Source organism: Nonomuraea candida (assembly GCF_000725485.1).
Lineage (GTDB): Bacteria > Actinomycetota > Actinomycetes > Streptosporangiales > Streptosporangiaceae > Nonomuraea > Nonomuraea candida.
Genome location: NZ_JOAG01000007.1, coordinates 162,819 through 188,835, shown reverse-complemented (window position 1 = coordinate 188,835; position 26,017 = coordinate 162,819). Strand labels below are relative to the sequence as shown.

Genomic DNA, 26,017 nt, shown 5'->3' with positions numbered 1-26,017 from the left:
TCGCTCGGGCCGCGCGGCAAAGAGCCTCGTCAGACGGCCAGGCCGCCCGCGAAGGGGGTCGTCCGCCACTGCTCCAGGGCCGGCTTCAGGTAGTCGAGCAGCACCGGCAGCTGCGGCACGAGCGGGAGGCAGGCCACGACCCGCAGCATGCCGATGGCGTTGACGAAGCGCATGACGTCCTCGTCCAGCGGCCGCAGCCCGTTGCGCAGCGCGCCCCGGTCGTAGGCGGACTCGTGGTCCGGGCCGAGGCCCGCCAGGTCCCACTCGACGGGGCCCAGCGAGACCAGCTCGAAGTCGGAGTAGAGGTCGCCGCGCGTTCCGGAGAAGATGTTCGCGGGCGGGGAGTCACCGTGGATGGGCTGCAGGTCGATCCCGGGGAACCTGGCCTCGAACGCCGCGCGGGAGCGTACGAAGGGCTCCAGGGCCCGCCACTCGCGGCGGGCGCGGTCGAGGTCGGCCGGCTCGATGAGGTCGGGGCGGTCGCCGAGCCGGGCGAGGCTGTCGGCGACGAACCCCGGCTCGGCCGCGGACAGGAACTCCAGCCGGCCCGGGTAGGCGCGCATCGCGGCGTGCAGGTCGGCGACGCTCTCGGAGTTGGCCACGTAGTCGGGCTCCTTGTCCCGGTCCTCCTCCACGAACTGCCAGAACGTCATCGAGAACCCGTCACGCGACACCGGTTCCCGTGGCACCAGCGGGCTGGGCGGGATCACGGGAACGCCCTGGCCGGCCAGCCACTGTGTCACGTCCAGCTCCGCCCGCTGGCGCTCGGCGGGGGAGTCGAAGCCCGCGTGGCGCGGCAGGACGGTCGGCACCCGGACCACCACCGGCGCCGGCGCGAGGTGGACGACGACGGAGAACAGGTCGTGCAGCACCTTGGCGTCGGTCACGGTGAGCCCGAGGTCACGCCCTGCCGCGACGGCCGCGTCCAGCGCGGCCGAGGTGCGGCGGGCGAGGTCCTGCGGGGTCAGGAAATCGTTCATGTCCCGATCGTTTCACGCCTGCGAGCGGGGGCGGGACGGCCGCTCACGCGACCGGAGCCCGCGTCCTCGCGAGGGGGGCTCCGGTCGTTCGGGACCTGGTCAGTACGTCTCCAGGACCGCGCTGTTGTCGGCGTAGTCGCGCTCGGGCACCGACGTGGTGGCCACGGCCCTCAGGTGGAACGGCCCGCGGGCGGACTCCTGCCGCTTGACCGTCACCTCGAAGTACTGCGGGAAAGACCCCTGGCTCAGGGTGCAGGTCGCCGCGAAGGAGCCGTACTGGCACAGCGACGTGCCGTTGCGCACCCCGGTGATGACCTGCCCGGCCGAGACATAGAGGTCGAGCTTCACCAGGCCGGCGGGGCTCTGGGCGCCGACGCCCACGATGTAGGTGTCATAGGCGGCGGAGCCGGTCACCCAGACGTTCCCCGTCGCCGCCGCCTGGGCGGGGGCGCCGAGCATCGTCCCGGTGGCGAGGGCGGCAAAGGTGGCGAGGGCGGCGGTGGCGATGCGTCTCATGACGGCTCCCTGTAGTGATCTCTGCAAAAGCGACATGGGTGAGGATGTCGCGACGCGGGTAGGACGCACAATTACGTCACGGGTAATAGGGGAGCGCGATCGGCCGCGGGCCGGCGCCGATGTACGTTTCATTCGCCCGGTGGCGGGCCCCTCGGGACGGTTTGCGGATCTTCCCCGGTCAGAGGGCGGAACGGACCAGGCACGGCGCGGCGGCCTCGCACCCGGCGGGCGCGGGCCTGGCTGGGGCGGCGGGCGAGCGGATACCGTCCGGTCCGGGTGACCCCCGACCTCCGACGTCCCGACGAAGCCCTGCCACTGGAGCCCCGAATGCCAGGAAGACGCTGGGCGGCCCCCGTGCTGCTCGCCTTGTCCCTGCCCCTGCTCGCCCCCGTGAACGCCCTCACCCCATCGGCCGCCGCGGCGGCCGCCACCAGCGGCTCCGCGGCCACGGTGCCGCTGGAGGAGATTCACGCGACCACCACGCAGGTCGCCTTCGGGCTGCGCCGTCCCACCGCCATCGCCGCCCCCGACGACGGGACCGAGCGGCTGTTCATCACCGAGAAGCGCGGCACCGTGCGCGTCTACCACCCCGACACCGGGCTGGCGCAGGCCCCGATCATCGACATCACGGCGTCGGTGGACGAGTCCGGCAACGAGCGGGGCCTGCTCGGCATCGCCCTGGCGCCCGACTTCGCCCGGAGCCAGGACCTCTACCTCGCCTACACCGCGCTGCCCGACGGCGCGGTGACCCTGGCCCGGTACCGGCTGGACGACGCCCGCCTGGAGCCCCTGCTCTCCCAGGAGCACCCCGAGCACAGCAACCACAACGGCGGCCAGATCACCTTCGGCAAGGACGGCCTCCTCTACATGAGCATCGGCGACGGCGGCGGCTCGGGAGACCCCTTCGACACCGGGCAGCGGCTGGACACCCTGCTGGGCAAGATCCTGCGCATCGACGTCAGCCGGAGCTGCGGCGACCTGGCCTACTGCGTGCCGCAGGACAACCCGTTCGTCGGCGAGGACGGCCTGGACGAGATCTGGATGTACGGCGGCCGCAACCCCTGGCGCTTCTCCGTGGACCACGCGGACGGCTCGCTGTGGATCGCCGACGTCGGCCAGGGCCGGTGGGAGGAGATCAACCACGTCAAGCCCGGCGGGCAGGCCGGGGCGAACCTCGGCTGGTCCTGCTACGAAGGGCTGGAGGTGTTCGACGAGACGCAGTGCCGGTCCGGGGCCGCGTACACCAGGCCGGTCTTCACCTACTCCCCGCACACCGGCGGCTGCGCGGTGATCGGCGGGCAGGTGTACCGCGGGCAGGAGTTCGCCCACCTGGTGGGCGGCACCTACATCGCCGCCGACTACTGCTACTCCACGGTCTGGGCGCTGCGCGAGAACGGCGCGGGCGGCTACGCGCAGGCCGAGATCGGCGAGATGCCGACGCAGGTCACCGCCTTCGGCGCGACGCCCGAGGGCGAGCTGTACGTCGTCAACGACCTCCCCGGCGGCCTGCACCGCCTCTCGTTCGCCCACGAGAAGCCGGCCTGCCGGATCGCGATCGCCACGCGGACCTGGGGCCGGGGCATGACCGTCGATCTCACCATCACCAACGCCGGCACCACGCCGATCAACGGCTGGACCCTGCGCTTCCCGCTCTCCCGCGGCCAGAGCGTCGTCTCGGACTGGAACACCGACCTCACCCAGAGCGGGGACATGATCATCGCGGGCGACGCCGGCCACAACGGTTCCATCGCCCCCGGCCAGAGCGTCACCATGGGCTACCTCGCCGACCACACCGGCGACACGTCCCTGCCGAGCCGGTTCTCCCTCAACCGGGACGCCTGCGCCGTCACCCGCTGACGGAGCGGCCCCGCGGAGGCGGCGCGCGGCCCGGCCGGGGTGCGCGCCGCCTGCTCGCCCCGGGAACTCGCCGGGAAAGCGGGCTGTACGCCTGTTACTAGTGAGATCTGTGGGTTTTGACGGGTTGTTTGGATTTAAGGAGGTAACTGAGAGTATCCGCATGGGTACGTCTGCTTCCGCCTGGGTGTCCGCCCGAAGAGTGGGCGCCAGATGCTGGCCGAAAGAGCCATGAACGGAAGCGAGAGCACGTGAATACGAAGATTCGGCAATCGCGGACGCCGCGCCTTGGGCGGTTCGCGGCACTAGCCCTGACCGGCGCGGTCGCCGGTGTCATGTTCCTTCCCTTGGGCACGGGAGTGGCCGGCGCGAGCGCGGGCTTCCCCGCCGTCCAGGCCGGCGGCCCGCCCGTCGAGTCGAAGCCGGTCCGGCACGTCTACAAGCCGAAGTACGTCCCGCGGGAGAAGCCGGTGCTGCACAACCCGCGCTGGCGTCCGCCGAAGGTGGACGTGATCGTGGACAACCACAACCACTCGCGCAACGAGAACAAGCACCGCCACCACAAGCACCACGAGAACGTCAAGCACGAGGACGTCAAGCACGACGACGTCAAGCACGACGACGTCAAGTACGAGCCGGTGAAGGACAAGTACGACGACTACGGGTACGAGTCGGGGGACCACGACCGTAACAACTGGTGGTGGCCGGGCGACTCGGACTGAGCCGCGCCGGGGAGGCGGCGTTCCCGCGCCGGCGCACGCCGCGACGCCTCCGCAAGCCGAACGAGACAACCTCGCTGCCGGCGCAGCGAACCAGGGCCGCTTCCTGCCGGGTACGAGGAGGCGGCCCCTTCCCCTGCCCGGCGGCCGTCCGGCCGCAGCCGGGCCGGGAGGCGGGCCCTGCCCCTGCCGGGGCGGCCGGGGCCGGTCAGGCGGCGTCGCCGGAGGGCCGGACGGGGCGGTAGACCAGGTAGACGACGCCCGTCGAGAACGTCTCGGACCTGATCAGCTCCAGCGCGAGCGCGGTGTCGCCCTCGTCGAACAGGCGCTCGCCCTTGCGGACGGCGATGGGGTGCACCAGCAGGTGCAGCTCGTCCAGCAGCCCGGCCGCCAGCAGTTGGCGGACCACCGAGACCGAGCCGCTGACGGCGATGCGCCCGCCCGGCTCGTTCTTCAGCGCGGTCACCGCCTCGGCCAGGTCGCCCCGGAGCAGCTCGGAGTTGCGCCAGGTGAACTCCAGCGGCTGCCGCGACACCACGATCTTGCGGGCGTCGCCCAGCGACTTCGCGAAACCGGCGTCCTCGCCGCCCTCGGCCTCCCGCTCCGGCCACGCGCCGGCGAAGCTGTCATAGGTCTTGCGCCCCAGGAGCAGGGTGTCGGCCATCTGCTCCGTCACGGCGGCGCCCATCTCGTCGTTGAAGTACGGGAAATGCCACTCCGACGGCTCCTCGACGACCCCGTCGAGCGAGATGAACAGGCTGGCGGCGATGGTCCGCATGATGCTCCTCCAGGCAGGTGGGCCGTTCGGCCCGTCGTTCCGATGTGCCTGTAGCCTCCCGGAACCGGCTTACGGTTCGCTTTAGATCCCCTCTCCGGTACGGTTACGCATCCCGCTCCGGGCGCTGGTCGGACCAGGCGGACCAGTGGGCGGCATAGCGGCCGCCGGCCGCGCGCAGCTCCCCGTGGGGGCCGCGTTCCACCACGCGCCCGTCCTCCAGCACGACCACGCTGTCGGCGGTGGCGGCCTGGGTGAGGCGGTGGGCGACGATGAGGGCGGTCCTGCCCTTGACCGCGCTGTCCACGGCGCGTTCCAGCACGCGGGCGCCGACGCTGCCCGCCTCGGCCGTGGCCTCGTCGAGCACCGCCACCGCCGGGTCGGCCAGCACCAGCCGGGCCAGCGCGAGCTGCTGGCGCTGGGCCCCGGTCAGGCGGTGCCCGCCCTCGCCGACGACGGTCGCCAGGCCGTCGGGGAGCGCCTCGACCCAGGCCAGCGCGTCCACGGTGGCCAGGGCGGCGCGCAGGTCGTCGTCGGTGGCGGCGGGCCTGGCCAGGCGCAGGTCGTCGGCGAGCGGGCCGGCGAAGACGTGCACCTCCTGGGTCACCATGGCGACGCCGGGCGGGGCCTCGACGGTGCCGGTGGTGGGCGCGTGCACGCCGGCGACGAGCTTGGCCAGCGTCGTCTTGCCCGCGCCGCTCGCGCCGACCAGCGCGACGCGCTCGCCCGGGCGGATGTCCAGGTCGACCCCGTGCAGGACGGGGCGGCCCGGCTCGTAGGCGTGGGCGAGCCCCCGCACGCTCACCCCGCCGCCACGGCTCCCGTTGCCCGGCCCGTTCCCGTTGCCCGGCGCGCTCCCCGCGGTGGTCTCGGTGGCGGGGCGGGTGTCGGCGGGGGTGTCGGCGGGGGTGTCGGCGATGCCGACGATGCGGGCGAGGCCGGCGGTCGCGGACTGGGCGTCGTCGAGCAGGGCCAGCGTGGTGTTGATCGGGCCGAAGAGGTTGTGGAAGTACAGGGCGGCGGCCGTGGCGGTGCCGATGCCGGCCGAGCCGTCGCGTACCAGCAGCACCCCGGCCGCGAGCACGGCGGCCAGCCCGATGTACTCGCCGACGTGCAGGCGGCTGTAGAAGCGCAGCATCAGCCCCACCCCGCGCATCGACAGCTCCACCGCGGCCCGCGAGCGGCGGGAGACCCGGTCCAGGTGCTCGGCCTCGGCGCGGTACGCCCGCACGGTGGACGCCCCCGCGATCGTGTCGAGCAGCTGTTGCTGCTGCTCCCCGGTCGCCACCCGTTCGGCCGCGTAGATCGGCACGGCGTTGCGCACGTACCAGCGGGCGGTGTGCACCTGGACGGGGACGGCCAGCAGCGCCGCGACCAGGAACCGCCAGTCCAGCAGCGCCAGCGCGGCCAGCGTCAGCACGATCGACAGCAGGGAGCGGGCCAGCGCGGGCAGTGCCGAGCGCACCGCCTCGGCCACTCGCGCCACGTCGCCCGTCACCCGGGAGGTCAGGTCGCCGGAGCCGGCCCGTTCCGCGCGTTCGAGGGGCAGGGAGAGCGCGCGCTCGACGAAGCGTTCGCGCAGGTCCGCCAGGGCGGTCTCGCCCAGCCTGGCCACCTGCGTCAGGCCCCAGGCGGTCAGCGCCCCCTGGACCAGGCCGGCCAGCACCAGCAGCGCCGCGGGCGTGACCAGCGCGCCGGCCGGCTGGCGGGCGGCCACCAGGTCGACGATGCGGCCCAGCAGCGGCTGGATGAGCAGGCCCACGGAGGTGGCCACGACGAGCAGGCCGAACCCGGCCACGGCGGCCCGCCGGTGCGGCCGCACGATCTGCCGGACGGCCGCCAGGGTCCGCGCCGGGCTCGCGGTGGGCAGCAGCTCCCGCGTCATGCGAGCACCGCCGCCTGGTAGCCGGGGTTGCGCCGGAGCAGGTCGGCGTGGGGCGCGGCGTCGGCGATCCGGCCCTCGTGCAGGAGCAGCACCCGGTCGGTCACGGCGAGCAGGGCGGGGCTGGTGGTCACGATCACGGTCGTGCGGTCCCGGCGCAGCCGCCTGACGCCCTGGGCGATGCGGGTCTCGGTGACGGCGTCCACGGCGGTGGTGGGGTCGTGCAGCACGAGGACGGGCCGCGCCGCCGCCAGGGCCCGGGCCAGCGCGACGCGCTGCCGCTGCCCGCCCGACAAGGAGCCGCCGCGTTCGCTGACCGGGGTGTCCGGGGGAAGGTCGCCGGCGCCGGCGGCCTCCAGCGCCGCGGCCACCACCCCGCCGCCGGGACCGGCGGCTCGCGCGTTCCCGCCGGCCGCGCCGCCACGGGCCTCGCCGGCAGCGGTGTGCCGGGCTGTCGCCGGGTCGGGGGGTGGAGTGGTGTTCGTGGTGATGGTGCCCTCGAAGAGGACCGCGTCGTGCTCGGCCACCAGCACCGCCTCGCGCACCCGGGCGGGGTCGAGGTCGCGCAGCGGGATGCCGTCGAGCTCCACGGTGCCCGACTCGGGGTCGGTCTGGCGGCCCAGGCAGCGCACCAGGCAGGCGGCGGCCGCCGGGTCGGTGGCGGCCACGCCCACCAGCTCGCCGGGCGCGATCTCCAGGTCCAGGTCCCGCAGGCGGTCGTGGGTGACCGAGCGCAGCCGGATCGCGCCGGCGACGGGCTCCGGCAGCTCCCGGTCGCCGGCGGGCACCGCGTACGGGGCCGACAGCAGCGCCGCGACCCGGGCGGCGGAGGCCCGGCCCTGCGCGAACTCGGCGTTCACCCAGGCGAACAGCTGCAGCGGCCCTTGCAGGAAGAGGGCGAGCCCGACCGCCGAGACGAGCTGGCCCAGGGTGATGGCGCCGCCGGTCGCGAAGGCGCCGCCGGCCAGCGCGATCAGCGCGATGAAGGCGCCGGTGAGCGCGAGCACGACGCCGTTCTGCAGGGCCTCGGCACGGGCGGCGCGCAGGGTGGCGGCCAGGGAGACGCGGCTGGTGCGCCGGTACCGCTCGATGGCGGCCCGCTCGGCGCCGAGGCCCTTGAGCACCCGCAGCCCGGCCACCAGGTCGGCGGCCAGGCCGGAGGCGTTGGCGGCCTGTTCCTGCTCGACGGCGCTGCGGCGCTCCAGCGGCCTGCTGAGCAGGTGCCCCAGCCACAGCAGCGCGGGCGTGCCCGCCAGTACGATCAGCCCCAGCTCGACCGAGGTGCGCAGCAGCATGGCGCCGGCCACGACCAGGCCGCTCAGGGCGGCGACCCCGGCCAGCACCGCCATCACGACCGCGCCGACGCGGCGCACGTCCTCGGTGGCGATGCCGGTCACCGCGCCGGGGAGGCGGCCGTCGTCGGCGCCGCCGCCGGGGTGCAGCACCCTGGCGACCACCTCGGCGCGCAGGTCGTGCGCCGCCTCCTCGGCCGCGCGCTCGCCCAGGCGGGCGCCGTGCCGGTAGCTGAAGGACAGGCCGACGTAGACGGCGGCGAGCACGGCCAGCCACAACGCCAGCCGTCCCCAGTCCCCGTCGGCGACGGCCTGGTCGATGGCGAGTCCGATGATCACGGGCACCAGCGCCTCACCCGCCTGGTGGCCGGCGCCGAGCAGCGAGCCGGCCGCCAGCCTGCGCGCTTGGCTCCTGATCGTGCGCAGCAGTACGTCACGCCCCGATGGCAAGCGGCGCTCCTAGAGGCTCGGCGACTGTTAGGCGAGCCTAACCTAACAGGTCCCGCCCGTCCGAGAAAGGAGGGCCGGGAAGGTCTCATCCGAAGATGAGGCGACAAACACCTTTTCCGGCTCTTGACGGTTTCACCCATTCGATGTTTCGTTGTGCGGGGACAATTTTTAGGTAAGGCTTACCTAACTTTGGAGGATGGGTGGACGTGTACGTGGAGGAGGTCGGCGCCCCGCCGATTCCCTCGTTACGCGACGGATGGCAGGTGACGGCCATCCAGCCCGGCACCGACGGCGTGGCCGTGGTCCACGACTGGATGAACCGGCCCCACGTGGCGGTTCCCTGGGACCAGGCCTGGCCGTACGAACGATGGGAGCGGGAGATCGCTCGCCAGGCCGAAGGCGAGCACTCGCGGCCGTGCCTGGCGTACCTGAACGGTGAGCCCGTCGCCTACCTGGAGCTCTACCGGGTGCTGCGGGACCGGCTGGCCCCGCTCTACCCGTACCGGCCGCACGACCTCGGCGTGCACGTCGCCATCGGCGACGAGCGCAACCTCGGCCGCGGCGTCGGCCGCCGGCTGCTGCGCGCCGTCGCCGAGGGCCTGCTGGCGGCCGACGAGAACTGCACCCGCGTCGTCGCCGAGCCGAACGTCCGCAACGAGCCCTCCATCCGGGCGTTCACCGCGGCGGGGTTCAGCCGCGTGGGGGACGTGACGATGGCGCACAAGACCGCGGCACTGATGGTGTATCCGCGAGCCCAGGAGGATCTGCCTCAGTGGTGACCCCCGTCCACGACCTCATCGGAATCGGCTTCGGCCCCTCCAACCTCGCCCTCGCCATCGCGCTGTCGGAGTCGCGCGCCCCCGCGCTGTCGGCCCTCTTCCTGGAGAAGCAGCCGTCCTTCGGCTGGCACCGGGGCATGCTGATCGAGGGCGCGACCATGCAGGTGTCCTTCCTCAAGGACCTGGTCACCATGCGCAACCCCGCCAGCCCCCACAGCTTCGTCAGCTACCTGCACGACAAGGGCCGGCTGGCCGACTTCATCAACCAGAAGACGATGTACCCGACCCGGCTGGAGTTCCACGACTACCTCGAATGGGCGGCGGCCCGCTTCGAGCACCAGGTGTGCTACGGCGCCGAGGCGGTCACCATCCAGCCCGTGCCCGACGGCGACACGATCACGCACCTCGACATCGTGGCCCAGCGCGGCGAGCTGACCACCTACCGGGCGCGCAACGTCGTCCTGGCCGCCGGCCTGCGCCCCGTCCTGCCGCCCGGGATCGTGGCCGGCGAGCGGGTCTGGCACAGCCAGGAGCTGATGCACCGGCTGGCGGACCTGCCGGTCGAGCGGCCGCGCAGGTTCGTCGTGGTCGGCGCCGGCCAGAGCGCCGCCGAGGTGGTCGAGCACCTGCACGGCCGCTTCCCGGCCGCGCAGATCTGCGCCGTCTTCTCCCGGTACGGCTACAGCCCGGCCGACGACAGCCCCTTCGCCAACAGCGTCTTCGACCCCGCCGCCGTGGACCGCTTCTACGACGCGCCCCCCGAGACCAAGCGCATGATCATGGACTACCACGCCAACACCAACTACTCCGTGGTGGACCTCGACCTGCTGCGGGAGCTGTTCGCGCGGGCGTACCGGGAGAAGGTGGCCGGCGTCGAGCGCCTGCGCGTGCTGAACCTGTCGCGCGCCGTCGGCCTGGAGACCCGGCCCGACGGGGTGAGCGTGCACGTCCGGTCGCTGGTCACCGGCGAGGTCGAGGCGCTCGGGGCGGACGTGGTCGTCTACGCCACCGGGTACCGCCCGGTGGACCCGCTGGACCTGCTCGGCGCGGCCGGGCAGTACTGCCTGCGCGACGAGCAGGGCGCGCCGCTGGTGGGGCGCGACCACCGGGTGCGCACCCGGCCCGAGCTGCGCTGCGGGATCTACCTGCAGGGCGCCACCGAGCACACCCACGGCCTGACCGCCACGCTGCTGTCCACCACCGCCGTGCGGGCCGGGGAGATCGTCGACTCGCTCGCCTCCTCGGTCCTGGAGCCGGTCCAGTGACCCTGACCGAACTGCTGGCGGCGCAGGCGGCGGCCACCCCCGGCCGGATCGCGCTGCGCTTCCGCGACCGCACGCTGACCTACGCCGAGCTGGACGCCGCCGCCTCGGAGCTGGCCGACCGGCTGCGGGAGCGGGGAGCGGGGGCCGAGCGGGTGGTCGCGGTCGTGCTGCCGCGCTCGGCCGAGCTCGTGGTGGCGCTGGTGGCCGTGCTGAAGAGCGGGGCCGCCTATCTGCCGGTCGACCCGGACTATCCGGCGGACCGGGTCGCCTTCATGCTGTCCGACGCCCGGCCGGTGGTCACGTTGCGCGAGCTGGACGTCACCTTGCCCGCCCCGTCCGACCTGTCCGGTACGCCGGCCCCGACCGGCCCGGCCGGCCCGGCCGGCCCGGCCGACCTGGCCGGCCTGTGCGGTCCGGCCGGTCGGGACGTGCCGGGCGGGGGCGCCGATCCGCGCCATCCGGCCTACGTGATCTACACCTCCGGCTCCACCGGGCGGCCCAAGGGCGTCGTGATCAGCCACGAGGCCATCGTCAACCGCCTGCGGTGGATGCAGGCCGAGTACGGCCTGACCGGCGCGGACCGGGTGCTGCAGAAGACGCCGTCCAGCTTCGACGTGTCGGTGTGGGAGTTCTTCTGGCCGCTGATCACCGGGGCCACGCTGGTGGTGGCCGAACCGGGCGGGCACCGCGACGCGGCGTACCTGGCGGGGCTGATCCGGCGCGAGCGGGTCACGACCGTGCACTTCGTGCCCTCCATGCTGCGCGCGTTCCTGGCCGACCCCGACGCCGCGCGCTGCACCGGGCTGCGGCGGGTGATCTGCAGCGGCGAGGCGCTGCCCGCCGACCTGGCCGCCGAGTTCCACGCCGCGCTGCCCGGCTGCGACCTGCACAACCTGTACGGGCCGACCGAGGCGGCGGTGGACGTCACGCACTGGGCCTGCCGGCCGGGCGAGGACGGGCCGGTGCCGATCGGCCGGCCGGTCTGGAACACCACCGTCCTGGTGCTGGACCGGGAGCTGCGGCCGGCGTCGTACGGGGAGCTCTACCTCGGCGGCGTGCAACTGGCGCGCGGCTACCTGGACCGGCCGGGACTGACCGCCGAACGCTTCGTCCCCGACCCCTTCGGCCCGCCCGGGTCCCGGATGTACCGGACCGGCGACCTGGCCCGTCGCCGGGCGGACGGGGTCGTCGAGTACGCGGGCAGAGCCGACGACCAGATCAAGATCCGCGGCTTCCGCGTGGAGCCCGGGGAGATCGAGGCGGTGCTGGCCGCCCATCCGGACGTGCGCCAGGCGGTGGTCACCGCCCAGGAACCCCGCCCCGGCGTCACCCGCCTGGTCGCCTACGTCGTCCCGGCGGAGCGGCCCGCCGGAGCGGGGGTGGACGCGGGGGTGGACGCGGGGGTGGACGCGGCAGCGTTGCGGGAGCACGTCGCCGCGCGGCTGCCCGCCCACATGGTGCCCGCCGTCTTCGTCCGCCTGGAGGCGGTTCCCCTGACCGCCAGCGGCAAGCTCGACCGCCGCGCCCTCCCGGCCCCCGACTCCGCACCTGGGCCCGGTCCCTCGGCCCCGGACCCCGCACTCGGGTCCGGTCCGCCGGGCGCGGGCCCCGCCTCGCGGCCGGGACTCCGTGAGGCGGAGCCGGTGGGGGAGCCGGTGGGGGAGCCGGTGGGGGAGCCGGTGGGGGAGGTGGAGGGGATGCTCGCCGGGCTCATGGCCGAGGTGCTGCGGCTGCCCGCCGTGAGCGCGACGGACGACTTCTTCGCCCTGGGCGGTGACAGCATCCTCGCCCTGCACCTGGTCGGCCGGGCCCGGCGCGCCGGGCTGGCGATCACCGCGGGTCAGGTGCTGGAGCTGGGCACCGCCCGCGCCCTCGCCGCCGCCGCGCGGCCGGAGGTCGCGGCCGAGCCTCCCGAGGCGGCCCTGGGTGACGTTCCCCCTACTCCGATCATGGGCTGGCTGCGGGAGCGGGGCGAGGACATCGACCACTTCGCGCAGTCGGTCACCCTCCGCCTGCCGCGCGACGTGGATCGCGCCCGCCTCATCCGGGCCCTGCAGACCGTGCTGGACCACCACGACCTGCTGCGGGCCCGGCTGACCGGCGACGGCCTCCGGGTGCCGCCGCCCGGCGCGGTGCCCGCCGGCGACCTCCTTCACCGGGTGACGGACGCCGCGCTGCTGCCCGAGGCGCTGGAGACGGCCCGCGCCGGGCTGTCCCCGCGCGACGGGGTGATGCTGCGCGCGGTCTGGCTCGACCCGGACGCCCGCACCGACGACCAGGCTCCCGGGCAGGCCGACGACCGCACCCCCGGTCAGGCCGGGGAGCAGGGGCGGTTGTGCCTGGTGGGGCATCACCTCGTGGTGGACGGCGTGTCCTGGCGCATCCTGGCCGAGGACCTGGCGCAGGCGTACGAGGGGACGCTGCCGCCGGCGCGTTCGACCTCGTTCCGTACGTGGGCGCGTGCCCTGCCCGCCCTCGACCGTCGCGCCGAGCTGCCCCACTGGACCGCCACCCTGGCGGGCGCTCCCGAGGAGGGCCGGCCGGGCGGGCAGCGGGCCGAGCCGTGGCGGCTCGACCCGGCGCGGGACACCGCCGCGACCGCCGCGCGCCGCACCCTGACCGCCCCGCTCGACGACTCCCAGGACGTCTCGCTCGAACGGGTCTTGACCGCGCTCGCGCTGGCCGTGGCCGAGCTGCGGGCGCGTCACGGTCTGCCGGGCGGGCGCGAGGTCCTCGTGGACGTCGAGGCCCACGGGCGCGAGGACCTGGTGGACGGCGCGGACCTGTCGCGCACGGTGGGCTGGTTCACCAGCATCTGGCCCGTCCGCCTCGACCCCGGCCCCGCGGGCGGCCCCGAGGGCGGCCCCGAGGGCGGCCCCGACGCGCAGGCGCGGATCTCCGCGCAGGTGCGCGCCGTCCCCGCCAAGGGCGTCGGGTACGGCCTGCTCCGCCACCTCGACCCGGACGCCGGCCCGCGCCTGGCCCGCCTGCCCCGGCCCGGTATCTGCGTCAACTTCCTGGGCCGCTTCCCCGAGGACGAGGGCGACTGGGGCCTCGTCCTGGAGCCGGAGAGCTTCCTGGACCTGGCCGACCCCGGCCTGCCGCTGGCGCACCCCCTGACCGTCGACGCGTTCGTGGCCGAGGGACCCGGCGGCGCCCGGCTGGCGGCCACCTGGACGTGGGCGGCCCGCGTACTGCCCGAGCACCTGGTGCGCGAGCTGTCCGGCCTGTGGCTCGACGCGCTGCGTGCCACCGCGCCGTCCGGCGCCTTCCTGGTCGCGCTCGACCAGACCGAACTGGACGAATTCGAGGAGACCCTGGCGTGACCGGCCCCGAGGCCAAGAAGATCAAGGACGTCTGGCCGCTCACCCCTCTCCAGGAGGGCCTGCTCTTCCACGCTTCGCACAGCGGCGAGGACGACCCGTACACCGTGCACACCACCGTGCGGCTGCGCGGCCCCCTGGACGCGGCGGCCCTGCGCGGCGCGGCCGAACGCCTGCTGGCCCGGCACGACCCGCTGCGCGCGGCCTTCCGCCGCCGCAGGAACGGGCAGCCGGTGCAGGTCATCGCGGCCCGCGCCGCCCTGAAGTGGCGGGAGGTCGACCTGACCGGCGGCGGTTCGGCCGCCGAGGTGATCGAGGAGGACCGGCGGACCCCGTTCGACCTGGCGGGGCCCGCGCTGCTGCGGTTCACGCTGGTCCGGCAGGCGCCCGAGCGGCACCTGCTGCTCGTGGCCAACCACCACCTGGTGATGGACGGCTGGTCGCTGCACCTGGTGCTGCGGGAGCTGTTCGCGCTGTACGGGGGAGCGGCGTTGCCGCCGGCGCCGCCGTTCAAGGACTATCTGGCCTGGCTGGACGGCCGGGACCGGGCCGCCGCGCGGGCCGCCTGGCGCGACTGCCTCGACGACCTCGCCGAACCCACCCTGCTGACCGGCCCCGCCGGCACCGGCACAGCCGGGGGCGAGGCCGGGGAGGTGGTCGTCGAGCTGCCCGCCGAGCTGACCGGGCGGCTGGCCGCCCTCGCCCGCGACTCGCGCGCCACCATGAGCATGGTGCTCCAGACCGCGTGGGCGCTGGTGCTCGGCGTGCTCACCGGCCGGGACGACGTGGTGTTCGGCACCACCGTCTCCGGCCGCCCGCCCGAGGTGCCGCACTCCGACCGCATGGTGGGCCTGTTCATCAACACCCTGCCGGTACGCGTGCGGCTGCGCGCGGGCGAGCCGGTCTCCGCCCACCTCGCCCGGCTCAGGGACGCCCACGCCCGCCTCGCCGACCACCAGCACCTCGGGCTGGCCGAGATCCAGCGGCTGGCGGGGCGCGGCGAGCTGTTCGACACGCTGGTGCTGTTCGAGAACCATCCGACCGGGCTGCCTGACGCGGGCGGGCCGGTCGTCGAGGGGGTCGAGGAGCGCGACGCCACCCACTACCCGATCACCGTCAGCGCCCGGCCGGGCGCGCGGCTGCGCCTGGAGGTGTCCTACCGGACGGGCGCGGTGAGCGCAGGAGAGGCGGAGCGCGTCACGGGCCGGCTGGTCGCCGCCCTGGAGCAGCTCGCCGCCGACCCCGGCCGCCCGGTCGGCCTCATCGACCTGCTCGACGCCCGCGAACGCGACCAGGTGCTCGGCGCCTGGTCCGGCACCCCCCACCCGGCCCCGGAGCTTCCCCGCACGCTGGCTGAGGTGTTCGCGGAGCGGTGTGCGGCCACGCCGGACGCGACGGCCGTGGTGGACGGCCGCGGGAACGCGCTCACCTACGCCGGACTGGCCGCCAGGGCCGGGCGGATCGCCGGGGCGCTGGCCGCGCGCGGCGCCGGCCCCGAGGACGTGGTCGCGCTGGCCCTGCCGCGCGGCCCGGACCTGGTCGCGGCCATCCTGGGGGTCTGGCAGGCCGGCGCCGCCTACCTGCCGATCGACCCCGGCTACCCGGCCGGCCGGATCGCGCTCATGCTGGGCGACGCGGACGCCGCCGTGGTGGTCACCGACGGCGCGACCGCGGCCGCCCTGCCCCCGGTGGCGGACGACCGCCTGCTCCTGCTGGACGGCCCCGCGTTCGGCGCCGCCCCCGCCGGGTCCGGCGCCGCCGCCGGCGCGTCCGATGCCGCCCGTGCCGTGCGGGCCGGGCATCCCGCGTACGTGATCTACACCTCCGGCTCCACCGGCCGCCCCAAGGGGGTGGTGGTGACCCAGGGGGCGGTGGTCAACCTGCTGGCCGCGCACCAGGCGGACGTGATCGCCGAGGCGGCGGCTGTCACGGGCCGGCGGCTGCGGGTGGCGCACAGCGCGTCGTTCTCGTTCGACGCCTCGGTCGATCCCCTGCTGTGGATGCTGGCCGGGCACGAGCTGCACGTCCTGGACGACGCCACGTACCAGGACCCCGAGCTGCTGGCCGGCTACCTGGCCGGGCACCGGATCGACTACCTGGACGTGACGCCGTCGTACCTGGCGGCGCTGATCGCGCGGCTGGAGGACGGCCCGTACCGGCCGGCCGTGGTGGCGGTCGGCGGCGAGGCGGTGCCGGGGCCGCTCTGGCGGAGGCTGTGCGCGCTGCCCGGCGTGGTCGGGCGGGACCTGTACGGGCCGACCGAGTGCACGGTGGACGCCTACCTGCGCAGGCAGGACGGCAGCGCCGGCCCCGTGCCCGGCGTCCGCGCGCTCGTGCTGGACCCGATGTTGCGCCCGGCGCCGCCCGGCGTGACCGGGGAGCTGTACCTGGCGGGCGCCGGGCTGGCCCGGGGCTACCTGGGACGGCCGGGCCTGACGGCCGAGCGGTTCGTGCCCTGCCCGTACGGCCCCGCGGGGTCGCGCATGTACCGGACCGGCGACCTGGCGCGGTGGCGGGAGGGCCGGCTGGAGTTCGCCGGGCGGGCCGACGACCAGGTCAAGATCCGGGGGTACCGCATCGAGCCGGGCGAGGTGGAGTCCGCGCTGGCCGCCTGCCCCGGCGTGGCGGAGGCCGTGGTCGCCGTGCGGGAGACCGGGGCCGGCGGGCGGCGGCTGGTGGCGTACGTACGCGGCCCGGCGGGCGAGGACGAGCTGGCCGCGCACCTGCGCAAGGTGCTGCCCCGGCACCTGGTCCCGGCGGCGTTCGTGCTCCTCGACGAGCTGCCCCGGCTGCCCAACGGCAAGGTGGACCGGCGCGCCCTGCCCGACCCCGCCCGGCAGCGCGCCGGGCGGGCGCCGCGCGGGCCGCTGGAGGAGCGGCTGTGCGGGCTGTTCGCCGAGGCGCTGGGCGTGCCGGAGGTGGGGGCCGACGACGACTTCTTCGAGCTGGGCGGCCACTCCCTGCTCGCCGCCCGGCTGGTGAGCCGGATCAGGTCGGACCTGGGCGCGGCGGCCGATGTGCGCACGCTGTTCGACGCGCCGACCGTCGCCGAGCTGGCCGGCCGGCTGGGCGTGGCGGACGGGCGGCCCCCGCTCGTCCCGCGCCCGCGCCCCGCACGGGTGCCGGCGTCGCACGCGCAGCGCGGCCTGTGGCTGCAGCAGCGGCTGGAGGGCGGCTCGGCGACCTACAACATGCCGTTCGTGCTGCGGCTGGACGGGCCGCCCGACGCCGTGGCGCTGGAGCGGGCGCTGGGCGACGTGGTGGCCAGGCACGAGGTGCTGCGCACGGTGTTCGGGGAGGAGGACGGGGAGCCGTACCAGATCGTGCTGGAGCGGGTGGAACCGCGCGTCGAGGCCGGGCCGCCGGACCTCGGGCACGTCTTCGACCTGGCCGCCGAGCCGCCGCTGCGGGCCTGGCTGGACGGCGACCGGCTCACGCTGCTGCTGCACCACATCGCGGGGGACGACCTGTCGCTGCGGCCCCTGGTCGCGGACCTGACCGCCGCCTACCGTGCCCGGCTGGCGGGGCGGGCCCCGGACTGGACGCCGCTGCCCGTGCAGTACGCCGACTACGCCCTGTGGCAGCGCGACCTGCTGGGCGACCGGGACGACCCGGCCGGCGGCCTGGCCAGAGGGCTGGCGTACTGGCGGCGGGCGCTCGACGGCCTCCCGCCCGAGCTGCCCCTGCCCGTGGACCGGCCCTTCCCCGACGAGATCGGCCGGCACGGCGCGACGATCGGCTTCGCGCTGCCGCAGGACGCGGTGGACGAGCTGGCCCGGCGCGCCGGGTGCACCCCGTTCATGGTGCTGCACGCGGCGGTCGCGGCGCTGCTGACCCGGCTCGGCGCCGGCACCGACCTCCCCGTCGGCACGCCCGTCGCCGGGCGCCCCGACGACGCCCTGGCCGAGCTGGTGGGGCTCTTCGTCAACACCGTCGTCCTGCGCGTGGACACCGGCGGCGACCCCACCTTCGCCGAGCTGCTGGAGCGGGTGCGCGCCGCCGACCTGGCCGCGTTCGACCACGCCGAGACGCCCTTCGACCTGCTGGTGGAGGAGCTGCGGCCGGCCCGCGTGCCCGGCAGGCACCCGCTGTTCCAGGTGATGGTCGCCCACGAGCGCGACTCCGGCCCGGCGGTCGAGGAGGTGGAGCTGGCGGTGGCCAAGTTCGACCTGACCTTCGCGTTCGGGACGGGCGGGGGGCGGCTGGAGTACCGGACCGACCTGTTCGACGCCGCCACCGCCGAAGGGCTCGCGGCCCGGCTGGCCGAGGTCGTCCGCCAGGCGGCGGCCCACCCCGACCGGCCGCTCGGCGACCTGGCGATCGCCCCCCTGCGCCCGCCCGCCGTGCGCGGCCTGCCCGGCGCGCCGGCCGGCGGCGGGGAGCCCCGCACGGAGGGGGAGCGGGTCCTGTGCCGGCTGTTCGCCGAGGTGCTCGGCGGCGGCGAGGTGGCCGCGCACGACGACTTCTTCCTGCTGGGCGGCCACTCGCTGCTCGCCGTGCGGCTGGCCGCGCGGATCAGGTCCGTCATGGGCGCGCAGGTGGCGCTCGGCGACGTCTTCGCCGCCCCGACCCCCGCCGGCCTGGCCGCCCGCCTCGGCACGGCCGCCACCTCCGCGCCGACGGCGGTGCGGCGGCGGCCGGCGCGGGTGCCGCTGTCGGCCGCGCAGCGGCGGTTGTGGTTCCTGGACCGGCTGGACGGCGCGTCGGCGGCCTACACGGTGCCGCTGGTCCTGCGCCTGCGCGAACCGCTGGACGTCGCGACGCTCCGCCGGGCCGTCGCCGACGTGATGGAGCGGCACGAGGCGCTGCGGACGGTGTTCGGGGAGGCGGACGGGGAGCCGTACCAGATCGTGCTGGACGAGGTGGAGCCGCCCGTCGAGGCCGGGCCCGCCGACCTGGAGCACCTCTTCGACCTGGCCGCCGAGCCGCCGCTGCGGGTGTGGCTGGACGGCGACCGGCTCACGCTGCTGCTGCACCACATCGCCTGCGACGAGTGGTCGCTGGAGCCGCTGCTGTCCGACCTGGCCACCGCCTACCGCTCCCGCGCGGCCGGGCAGCCGCCGGCCTGGCCGCCGCTCCCCGTCCAGTACGCCGACTACGCCCTGTGGCAGCGCGCCCTGCTGGACGAGGGGGCCGCGGCCCCGGACGGGCTCATGGGCCGGCAGCTCGCGTACTGGACCGAGCGGCTCGCGGGCCTGCCGGAACGGCTGGAACTGCCCGCCTGGGCCGGGGAGCAGGGCACGCACGCCGCCGCCCTGCCCGCCGGGCCGCTGCGCGAGCTGGCCCGGCGCGCCGGCGTGACGATGTTCATGGTGGCGCACGCGGCCGTGGCGGCACTGCTGACCCGGCTCGGCGCCGGCACCGACCTCCCCGTCGGCACGGCCGTCGCGGGCCGGCCCGACGACGCCCTGGCCGGCCTGGTCGGGTTCTTCGTCAACACCGTCGTCCTGCGGGTGGACACCGGCGGCGACCCCGCCTTCGCCGAGCTGCTGGAGCGGGTGCGCGCGGCCGACGTGGCCGCGTTCGACCACGCCGACGTGCCCTTCGACCAGGTGGTCGAGGCGGTCAACCCCGAACGCGGTGGCGGCAACCCCCTGTTCCAGGTGGCCGTCGCCTACCACCGGGCCGCCGGGCCGCTCCCCGAGGGGCGGTTCGACGCCGAGGAGGAGCCCGTCCCGGCCGGGCCGGCCAAGTTCGACCTGTCCGTCACCTTCACCGAGCGCGGCGACGAGCTGGAGCTGCTGGTCGAGCACCGTGGCGGCGCGGCCGGCCGGTTCGCCGGGCACCTGCTCCGGCTGCTGGACGCGGTCGCCTCCGACCCGGGCGGGCGGCTGAGCGAGCAGCCGGTCCTCGCGCCCGCCGAGCTGCGCACCATCCTCACCACGTGGAACGACACCGGCTCCGCCGCGCCGGGCCCGACCCTGCCCGAGCTGTTCCTGGCCCAGGCCAGGGCCACGCCGGACGCGGTGGCCGTGGTGTGCGAGGACGAGTCGCTGACCTACGCCGAGCTGGACGCGCGCACGGCGCGGCTGGCCGGGGCGCTCGTCGCGGCCGGGGCGGGCCCCGAGCGGATCGTGGCCGTCGCGCTGCCCCGGGACCTGCGGATGGTGGTCGGCGTGCTGGCGGTGGCCCGGGCCGGGGCCGCGTACCTGCCGATCGACCCCGCCCAGCCAGCCGAGCGGATCGCCGCGATGCTCGACGACGCCCGGCCCGCCCTGCTGCTGGCCACGCGGGAGACGGCCGGCCGCGTCCCCATGACGCCGCTGCTGATGGACGAGCTGCCCACGGAGGCCGGCCCGCCGGTGACGGGCGGGCGGCCGCTGCCCTGGCACCCGGTGTACGTGATCTACACCTCCGGCTCGACGGGCCGGCCCAAGGGCGTGGTGCTGGAGCACACGGGGGTGCGCGCGCTCGTGGACACCGCCGTGCGGCGCTTCGGCGTCGGCCCCGGCAGCAGGGTGCTGCAGTTCGCCTCGATCAGCTTCGACGTGGCGTTCTGGGAGCTGACCATGGCGTTGTGCACCGGCGCCACGCTCGTGGTCGTCCCCGCCGAGCGGCGGGTCGCGGGCCCCGAGCTGACCGAGTACGCCACCCGCCACGCCGTCACCCACCTGGCGCTGCCGCCCGCGCTGCTGTCGGCCCTGCCCGAGGACTGCACGCTGCCGGAGGGCTCCACGCTGCTGGTGGGCACCGAGACGGTGACGCCCGAGCTGGTCAGGCGCTGGGCCAAGCGCCACCGCGTCATCGACGCCTACGGCCCGACCGAGGCCATGGTCAACTCCACGCTCTGGACGGTCCACGGCGACCTGGACACCCTCACCACCGTCCCGATCGGCCATCCCGACGTGGGCAAGCGCGTCTACATCCTGGACCGGGCGCTGCGTCCCGTGCCGGCCGGGGTCATCGGCGAGCTGTACGTCGCGGGCGCCGGCCTGGCGCGCGGCTACCTCGACCGGCCCGCCCTGACCGGCGAGCGCTTCGTGCCCGACCCCTACGGCCCCCCGGGCGCCCGCATGTACCGCACCGGCGACCTGGCCCGGTGGCGCGACGACGGCGCGGTGGAGTTCGCGGGACGGGCGGACGGCCAGATCAAGATCCGGGGCTTCCGCATCGAGCCGGGCGAGGTGGAGTCGGTGCTGGCCGGCTGTCCCGGCGTGCGCGAGGTCGTCGTGGTCGCCCGGGAGGACCGGCCGGGGGACCGCCGCCTGGTGGCGTACGTGACCGGCGCGGAGACCGACCCGGCGACCCTGCGCGCGCACGTCGCGGCCCGGCTGCCCGACTACATGGTGCCCGCCGCGTTCGTCGCGCTCGACGCCATGCCGCTCATGGTCAACGGCAAGGTGGACAGGAAGGCCCTGCCCGCCCCCGGCGCGGCGACCGGTGCGGGGCGCGCGCCCCGCACGGCCGCCGAGCGGGCGCTGTGCGAGATCTTCGCCGAGGTGCTCGGCGTCGAGGCGGTGGGCGTGGACGACAACTTCTTCCACCTCGGCGGGCACTCGCTGCTGGCGGTCAAGGTGATGGCGCGCGTGCGGGGCAGGCTGGGCGCCGAGATGTCGCTGCGCACCCTGTTCGACGCGCCGACGGTCGCCGGCCTGGCCGGGGCGCTCGCCGCGGCCACGCCCGGGCCCGCCGCCTCCAGTGGTGCCGGGCGCGTTTCCGGTGCGGCGACCGGTGCGGCGACCGGGATGGTGCCGGTGGTCCGGCCGGCGCGGCTGCCGCTGTCGTCGGCGCAGCTCCGGCTCTGGTTCCTGCAGACGCTGGAAGGGCCGTCCGCCACCTACAACGTGCCCCTCGCCGTACGGCTGCCCGCGCCGGTGGACCCGGCCGTGCTCGCGGCGGCCCTGGGAGACGTCGTACGACGCCACGAGGTCCTGCGCACGGTCTACCGCGAGGCGGACGGCATCCCGTACCAGGTGGTGCTCGAACCGGCGGACCCCGTCGTCGAGGCCGGGCCGCCGGACCTCGGGCACGTCTTCGACCTGGCCGCCCGGCCGCCGCTGCGCGCCTGGCTGGACGGCGACCGGCTCACGCTGCTGCTGCACCACATCGCCTGCGACGAGTGGTCCGTGGGCCCGCTGCTCGCCGACCTGGCCGCCGCGCTGCGGGCACGGACCTCCGGCGGCGCGCCGGAGCGCCCGCCGCTGCCCGTGCAGGTGGCCGACCACGCCCTGTGGGAGCGCGAGCGGCTCGACGCCGTGCTGCCCGGTCAGCTGGCGTACTGGACGGCGGCGCTGGCCGGGCTTCCCGACCGGCTCGCGCTGCCCCCGTCGGGACCGGGCGGGGCGCTCGTCCGCCAGGTGCCCGGGGAGGTGCGCGACCGGCTGGCCGCGCTCGCCGCCCGTACGGGGACCAGCGTGTTCATGGTGCTGCACGCGGCCGTGGCGGCGCTGCTGACCCGGCTGGGCGCGGGCGAGGACATCGTGGTCGGCACCCCCGTCGCGGGGCGGGCCGACGACGCCCTCGCCGACCTGGTGGGGTTCTTCGTCAACACCGTCGTCCTGCGGGTCGGCACCGGCGGCGACCCCGCCTTCGCCGAGCTGCTGGAGCGGGTGCGCGCGGCGGACCTGGCCGCGTTCGAGCACGCGGACGCGCCGTTCGAGCGGGTGGTCGAGGCGGTCAACCCCGCCCGTGACGGCGACGAGAACCCCCTGTTCCAGGTCATGGTGGCCTACCAGCGCACCGGGCCCGCGCCCCTGGAGGCGCTGCCGGAGCCCGGCCCGCCCGCCCCGAAGTTCGACCTCGCCTTCGCCTTCACCGAACCGGGCCCCGAGCCCGGGAACCACGGTGGCGGGCTGGAGGTGGCCATCGAGCACCGGCTGGAGCGGGGTGCGGCGGAACGGCTCGCCGACGGCCTGCTGCGCGTGCTGGAGCAGGTCGCGGCGGCGCCCACGGTGCCGCTCGGCGAGCTCGACCTCCCCTGGGACGAGCCCGTCCCGCCCCCCACCGGACAGGGCGGGCACGACGGGCGGGCCCGGCGGGACCGGCGGCGCCGGCGGGACGTGGTGCGGCGGGAGCCCGAAGGGCCGGTCGAGACGCGGCTGCTGGCGATCTACGAGGAGGTGCTCGGGCAGAGCGGGGCAGGCGTCGGTGACGACTTCTTCCACCTCGGCGGGCACTCGCTGCTCGCCGTCCGCCTGATCAGCCGGATCAGGGCCGAGCTGGGCGTGACGGTCACGGTCAGGGACGTCTTCGACGCCCCCACCGTCGCCGAGCTCGCGCTCAGGCTCGCCCCGGACGCGACCGGCGGCCCCGCGTTGCGGCCCATGCCGCGCGGGGAGCGGGTGCCGCTGTCCTCCGCCCAGCGCCGGTTGTGGTTCCTGCACACGCTGGAGGGCCCCTCGGCGACGTACAACGTGCCCCTGGCCGTACGGCTGCGCGGGCCGCTGTCGGCCGGGGCGCTCCGGGAGGCCGTCGGGGACGTGGTGGCCAGGCACGAGGCGCTCAGGACGCTCATCGCCGAGGACGCGCGGGGGCCGTACCAGCGCGTCCTGGACCCTGAGGAGGCGCGCGCGATGCTCGCGTTCGAGACGGGCCCCGGCGACCCGGCACACCGGTTCCGGCTGGACGGCGAGCTGCCGATCCGCGTCTGGCTGCACTCCGGGCACCCCGCCGGCGCGGCGGGCGTGGAGGATCCCGGGGGCGCGGGAGCGGGGGCGGGCGAGCACGTGCTGCTGGTCCTGCTGCACCACATCGCCGGTGACGAGTGGTCCGTCGGCCCGCTGTGGGAGGACCTGGCCGCCGCCTACCGGGCACGGGCGGCGGGGCGGGCGCCGGAGTTCGCGCCGCTGCCCGTCCAGTACGCCGACTACGCCCTCTGGGAAGGGGAACGGCAGAGCCACGACCCGGAGCGGATCGCGTTCTGGCGGCGTGCCCTCGACGGGCTGCCCGCCCGCCCCCGGCTCCCGCACGACCTGCCCCGCCCGGCCGTGGCGACGGGCGCGGGGGACGTGGTGGAGTTCCGGCTCGCGCCGGGCACTCGGGAGGCGCTGGCCGGGCTCGCCGCCGAGCGCGGCGTGACGATGTTCATGGTGGTGCACGCGGCCGTGGCCGCGCTGCTGACCCGGCTGGGCGCGGGCGAGGACATCGTGGTCGGCACGCCCGTCGCGGGCCGGGACGACGACGCCCTGGCCGGCCTGGTCGGGTTCTTCGTCAACACCGTCGCCCTGCGGGTCGGCACCGGCGGCGACCCCGCCTTCGCCGAGCTGCTGGAGCGGGTGCGCGCGGCGGACCTGGCCGCGTTCGACCACGCCGACGTGCCGTTCGACCGGGTCGTCCAGGCCGTCGCGCCGGCCCGGTCGCCCGCCTGGCATCCGCTGTTCCAGGTGGCCGTCGCCTACCACCCGGCCGTGCCGCCGCCGGCCCCGCTGGGGGAGGCGGTCGCCGAGCTCGGGACGGTGGCGACGGACACCGCCAAGTTCGACCTGGCGGTGTCGGTGTCGGAGGAGGGCGAGGGGGCGGTCGAGTACCGTACCGACCTCTACACGCGGGAGACGGCGGAGCGCGTCGCCGGCGCCCTGGCCCGGCTGCTGGACACGGTGGCGCGCGACCCGGGCGCCAGGCTGAGCGCCCTGGCCGTCGAGCCGGTGCGGCCGCAGCCCGACGCCCCCGGCACGGCGGTGGACGGCGCCGCCCCGGGCACGGCGGTCGCCGCCGCCCGGGCGGACGAGGTCGGGCGGGTGGCCGCGTTGTTCGCCGACGTGCTGGGCGTGCCCGTGCCCGGCCCCGGGGAGAACTTCTTCGAGCTGGGCGGCCACTCCCTGCTGGCCGCGGCGCTGATGAACAGGGTCGCAGCCGAGCTCGGCGTCCGGCTGCCGGTCAGGACCCTGTTCGAGGCGCCCACGCCCGCCGCGCTGGCCGGCCGGGTGGTCGCGCCGCACCGCCCCGGGCACGCCCTCGACGTGCTGCTGCCCATCAGGACGGCCGGCGAGGGGCCGCCGCTGTTCTGCGTGCACCCGCTGTTCGGGCTCGCCTGGTGCTTCACCGGCCTGGCGGGGCTGCTGGACGTGCCCCTGTACGGCCTCCAGGCGCGCGGCCTGGCCCGGCCGGAGCCGCTGCCGCGCACCCTGGACGAGATGGCCGCCGACTATGTCGCCAAGGTGCGCGTGGTGTCGCCGGACGGGCCGTACCGGCTGCTCGGGTGGTCGTTCGGCGGGGTCGTCGCGCACGCCATGGCCGCCCGGCTGCGGCGGGAAGGGCAGCGCGTGGACCTGCTGGCCATGCTCGACTCCTACCCGCTGCTGCCCGGCGAGGAGCCCGAGACGGGGGACGACGAGCAGGACGCCCTGCGCTTCCTGCTCCGCCTGGCCGGGCAGGAGGCGCGGGGGCCGCTGGACCGCCGCCGCGTGGTGGCGCGCCTGCGGGCCGGGGGAGGCGCGCTGGCCGAGGTCGAGGAGGCGACGATCGCCGCGATGATCGACGCCGCCGTGAACGCCGAACGGCTCATCACCACCGACCGGCACCCGTACTTCGACGGGGACCTGCTGTTCTTCACCGCCACCGCGGACAAGGACGGCTCCGGCCTCGACCCCGGCCGCTGGCGGCCTCACGTCGGCGGGGCCATCGAGGAGCACACCATCGACTGCGAGCACTACCAGCTGGCCGATCCGGGGCCGCTCGCGCACGTCGCCCGCATACTGAAGGGAAAACTGCGATGACCAACCCGTTCGAGGACGCGGAGAGCGACTACCTCGTCGTGGTCAACGACGAGGCCCAGCACGCCCTGTGGCCCGCCTGGATCCCGCTGCCGGAGGGCTGGCGGGACGTGTACGGCCCCGCCGCCCGCGAGCTGTGCCTGCACTACGTCGAGACCCACTGGACCGACATGCGCCCGGCCGGCCTGGCCCGCGCCATGGACGGCACGACCGGCGCCTGACCGGTACTCGGCAAGCCGGAAGAAGCGAAAGCCGCCGTCGCCGCCGTACCGTCGTTCCAGACCGCCGCTCGGGAGGACGATGTGCGCACACAGGTGGAGAAACAGGTCACGGAGATCTGGCACACCGCGCTCGGCGGCGGCGGCGCGGCGGACGGCACGTTCGGCGAGCTCGGCGGCAAGGCGCTGGCGGCCGTGCGCATGGCGGCGGAGATCGAGCACCGCGTCGGCGTCGCGATCGAGCCGGTCGCGCTGCTGCGCGGCGCCACCCTGGACGCCCTGCTGGAGCAGGTCACGGCAGGGTAGCCCGCGC

At 75.9% G+C, this 26,017-nt stretch carries 13 protein-coding genes; 8 read left to right on the top strand and 5 right to left on the bottom strand.

The genetic code is table 11. The features are described from left to right. Window positions 1–29: 29 nt before the first annotated feature. Window positions 30–980, bottom strand: coding sequence for a phosphotransferase (locus tag IO39_RS07195; protein WP_043617920.1), 951 nt, complete (start codon window positions 978–980; stop codon window positions 30–32). A 99-nt stretch (window positions 981–1,079) separates the two neighbouring features. After that, a complete protein-coding gene (locus IO39_RS07190; RefSeq protein ID WP_043617918.1) occupies window positions 1,080–1,496 on the bottom strand; it encodes a hypothetical protein in 417 nt (138 codons plus the stop codon). A 327-nt stretch (window positions 1,497–1,823) separates the two neighbouring features. On the opposite strand from IO39_RS07190, the gene IO39_RS57505 reads away from it, so the two are divergent. Further along, window positions 1,824–3,353, top strand: coding sequence for a PQQ-dependent sugar dehydrogenase (locus IO39_RS57505; protein ID WP_043617916.1), 1,530 nt, complete (start codon window positions 1,824–1,826; stop codon window positions 3,351–3,353). Between the two features lie 344 nt (window positions 3,354–3,697). After that, window positions 3,698–4,072, top strand: a complete 375-nt coding sequence (locus IO39_RS07180) for a hypothetical protein (protein ID WP_157547985.1) — start codon at window positions 3,698–3,700, stop codon at window positions 4,070–4,072. A 205-nt stretch (window positions 4,073–4,277) separates the two neighbouring features. Here the strand turns inward: IO39_RS07180 and IO39_RS07175 are convergent, their stop codons facing one another. The 3 genes from IO39_RS07175 to IO39_RS07165 all read right to left on the bottom strand — a co-directional run bounded on the left by IO39_RS07175 (window position 4,278) and on the right by IO39_RS07165 (window position 8,468). Continuing rightward, window positions 4,278–4,847, bottom strand: coding sequence for a dihydrofolate reductase family protein (locus tag IO39_RS07175; RefSeq protein WP_211266921.1), 570 nt, complete (start codon window positions 4,845–4,847; stop codon window positions 4,278–4,280). Window positions 4,848–4,950: 103 nt separating this feature from the next. Then, window positions 4,951–6,729, bottom strand: a complete 1,779-nt coding sequence (locus tag IO39_RS07170) for an ABC transporter ATP-binding protein (RefSeq protein ID WP_043617908.1) — start codon at window positions 6,727–6,729, stop codon at window positions 4,951–4,953. Beyond that, entirely contained in the window at window positions 6,726–8,468 is a 1,743-nt protein-coding gene (locus IO39_RS07165; RefSeq protein WP_043617905.1) for an ABC transporter transmembrane domain-containing protein, read from the bottom strand. Before IO39_RS07165 ends, IO39_RS07170 begins: the two co-directional genes overlap by 4 nt. Window positions 8,469–8,668: 200 nt before the next feature. Between IO39_RS07165 and IO39_RS07160 the strand changes: the two genes are divergently transcribed. The 6 genes from IO39_RS07160 to IO39_RS07130 all read left to right on the top strand — a co-directional run bounded on the left by IO39_RS07160 (window position 8,669) and on the right by IO39_RS07130 (window position 26,010). Further along, window positions 8,669–9,247, top strand: coding sequence for a GNAT family N-acetyltransferase (locus tag IO39_RS07160; RefSeq protein WP_084772425.1), 579 nt, complete (start codon window positions 8,669–8,671; stop codon window positions 9,245–9,247). After that, window positions 9,241–10,512 carry a lysine N(6)-hydroxylase/L-ornithine N(5)-oxygenase family protein gene (locus tag IO39_RS07155; protein WP_043617902.1) on the top strand — a complete coding sequence of 424 codons (1,272 nt, stop codon included), beginning with the start codon at window positions 9,241–9,243 and terminating at the stop codon, window positions 10,510–10,512. Before IO39_RS07160 ends, IO39_RS07155 begins: the two co-directional genes overlap by 7 nt. Continuing rightward, window positions 10,509–13,838, top strand: a complete 3,330-nt coding sequence (locus IO39_RS56655) for a non-ribosomal peptide synthetase (protein ID WP_052422548.1) — start codon at window positions 10,509–10,511, stop codon at window positions 13,836–13,838. Before IO39_RS07155 ends, IO39_RS56655 begins: the two co-directional genes overlap by 4 nt. After that, on the top strand, window positions 13,835–25,489 hold the full coding sequence (locus tag IO39_RS50365) for a non-ribosomal peptide synthetase (RefSeq protein ID WP_052422547.1): 11,655 nt from the start codon (window positions 13,835–13,837) through the stop codon (window positions 25,487–25,489). The genes IO39_RS56655 and IO39_RS50365 overlap by 4 nt, the downstream gene beginning before the upstream one ends. Beyond that, complete coding sequence (locus IO39_RS07135; RefSeq protein WP_043617899.1) at window positions 25,486–25,707, top strand: MbtH family protein; 222 nt, start codon at window positions 25,486–25,488, stop codon at window positions 25,705–25,707. Before IO39_RS50365 ends, IO39_RS07135 begins: the two co-directional genes overlap by 4 nt. An 81-nt stretch (window positions 25,708–25,788) precedes the next feature. Continuing rightward, complete coding sequence (locus IO39_RS07130; RefSeq protein WP_084772420.1) at window positions 25,789–26,010, top strand: acyl carrier protein; 222 nt, start codon at window positions 25,789–25,791, stop codon at window positions 26,008–26,010. Window positions 26,011–26,017 lie beyond the last annotated feature (7 nt).

What these genes read in the sequence shown, in the direction of transcription:
- IO39_RS07195 (WP_043617920.1), bottom strand. Translation starts at nt 980, where the DNA reads ATGAACGATTTCCTGACCCCGCAGGACCTCGCCCGCCGCACCTCGGCC.
- IO39_RS07190 (WP_043617918.1), bottom strand. Translation starts at nt 1,496, where the DNA reads ATGAGACGCATCGCCACCGCCGCCCTCGCCACCTTTGCCGCCCTCGCC.
- IO39_RS57505 (WP_043617916.1), top strand. Translation starts at nt 1,824, where the DNA reads ATGCCAGGAAGACGCTGGGCGGCCCCCGTGCTGCTCGCCTTGTCCCTG.
- IO39_RS07175 (WP_211266921.1), bottom strand. Translation starts at nt 4,847, where the DNA reads ATGCGGACCATCGCCGCCAGCCTGTTCATCTCGCTCGACGGGGTCGTC.
- IO39_RS07170 (WP_043617908.1), bottom strand. Translation starts at nt 6,729, where the DNA reads ATGACGCGGGAGCTGCTGCCCACCGCGAGCCCGGCGCGGACCCTGGCG.
- IO39_RS07135 (WP_043617899.1), top strand. Translation starts at nt 25,486, where the DNA reads ATGACCAACCCGTTCGAGGACGCGGAGAGCGACTACCTCGTCGTGGTC.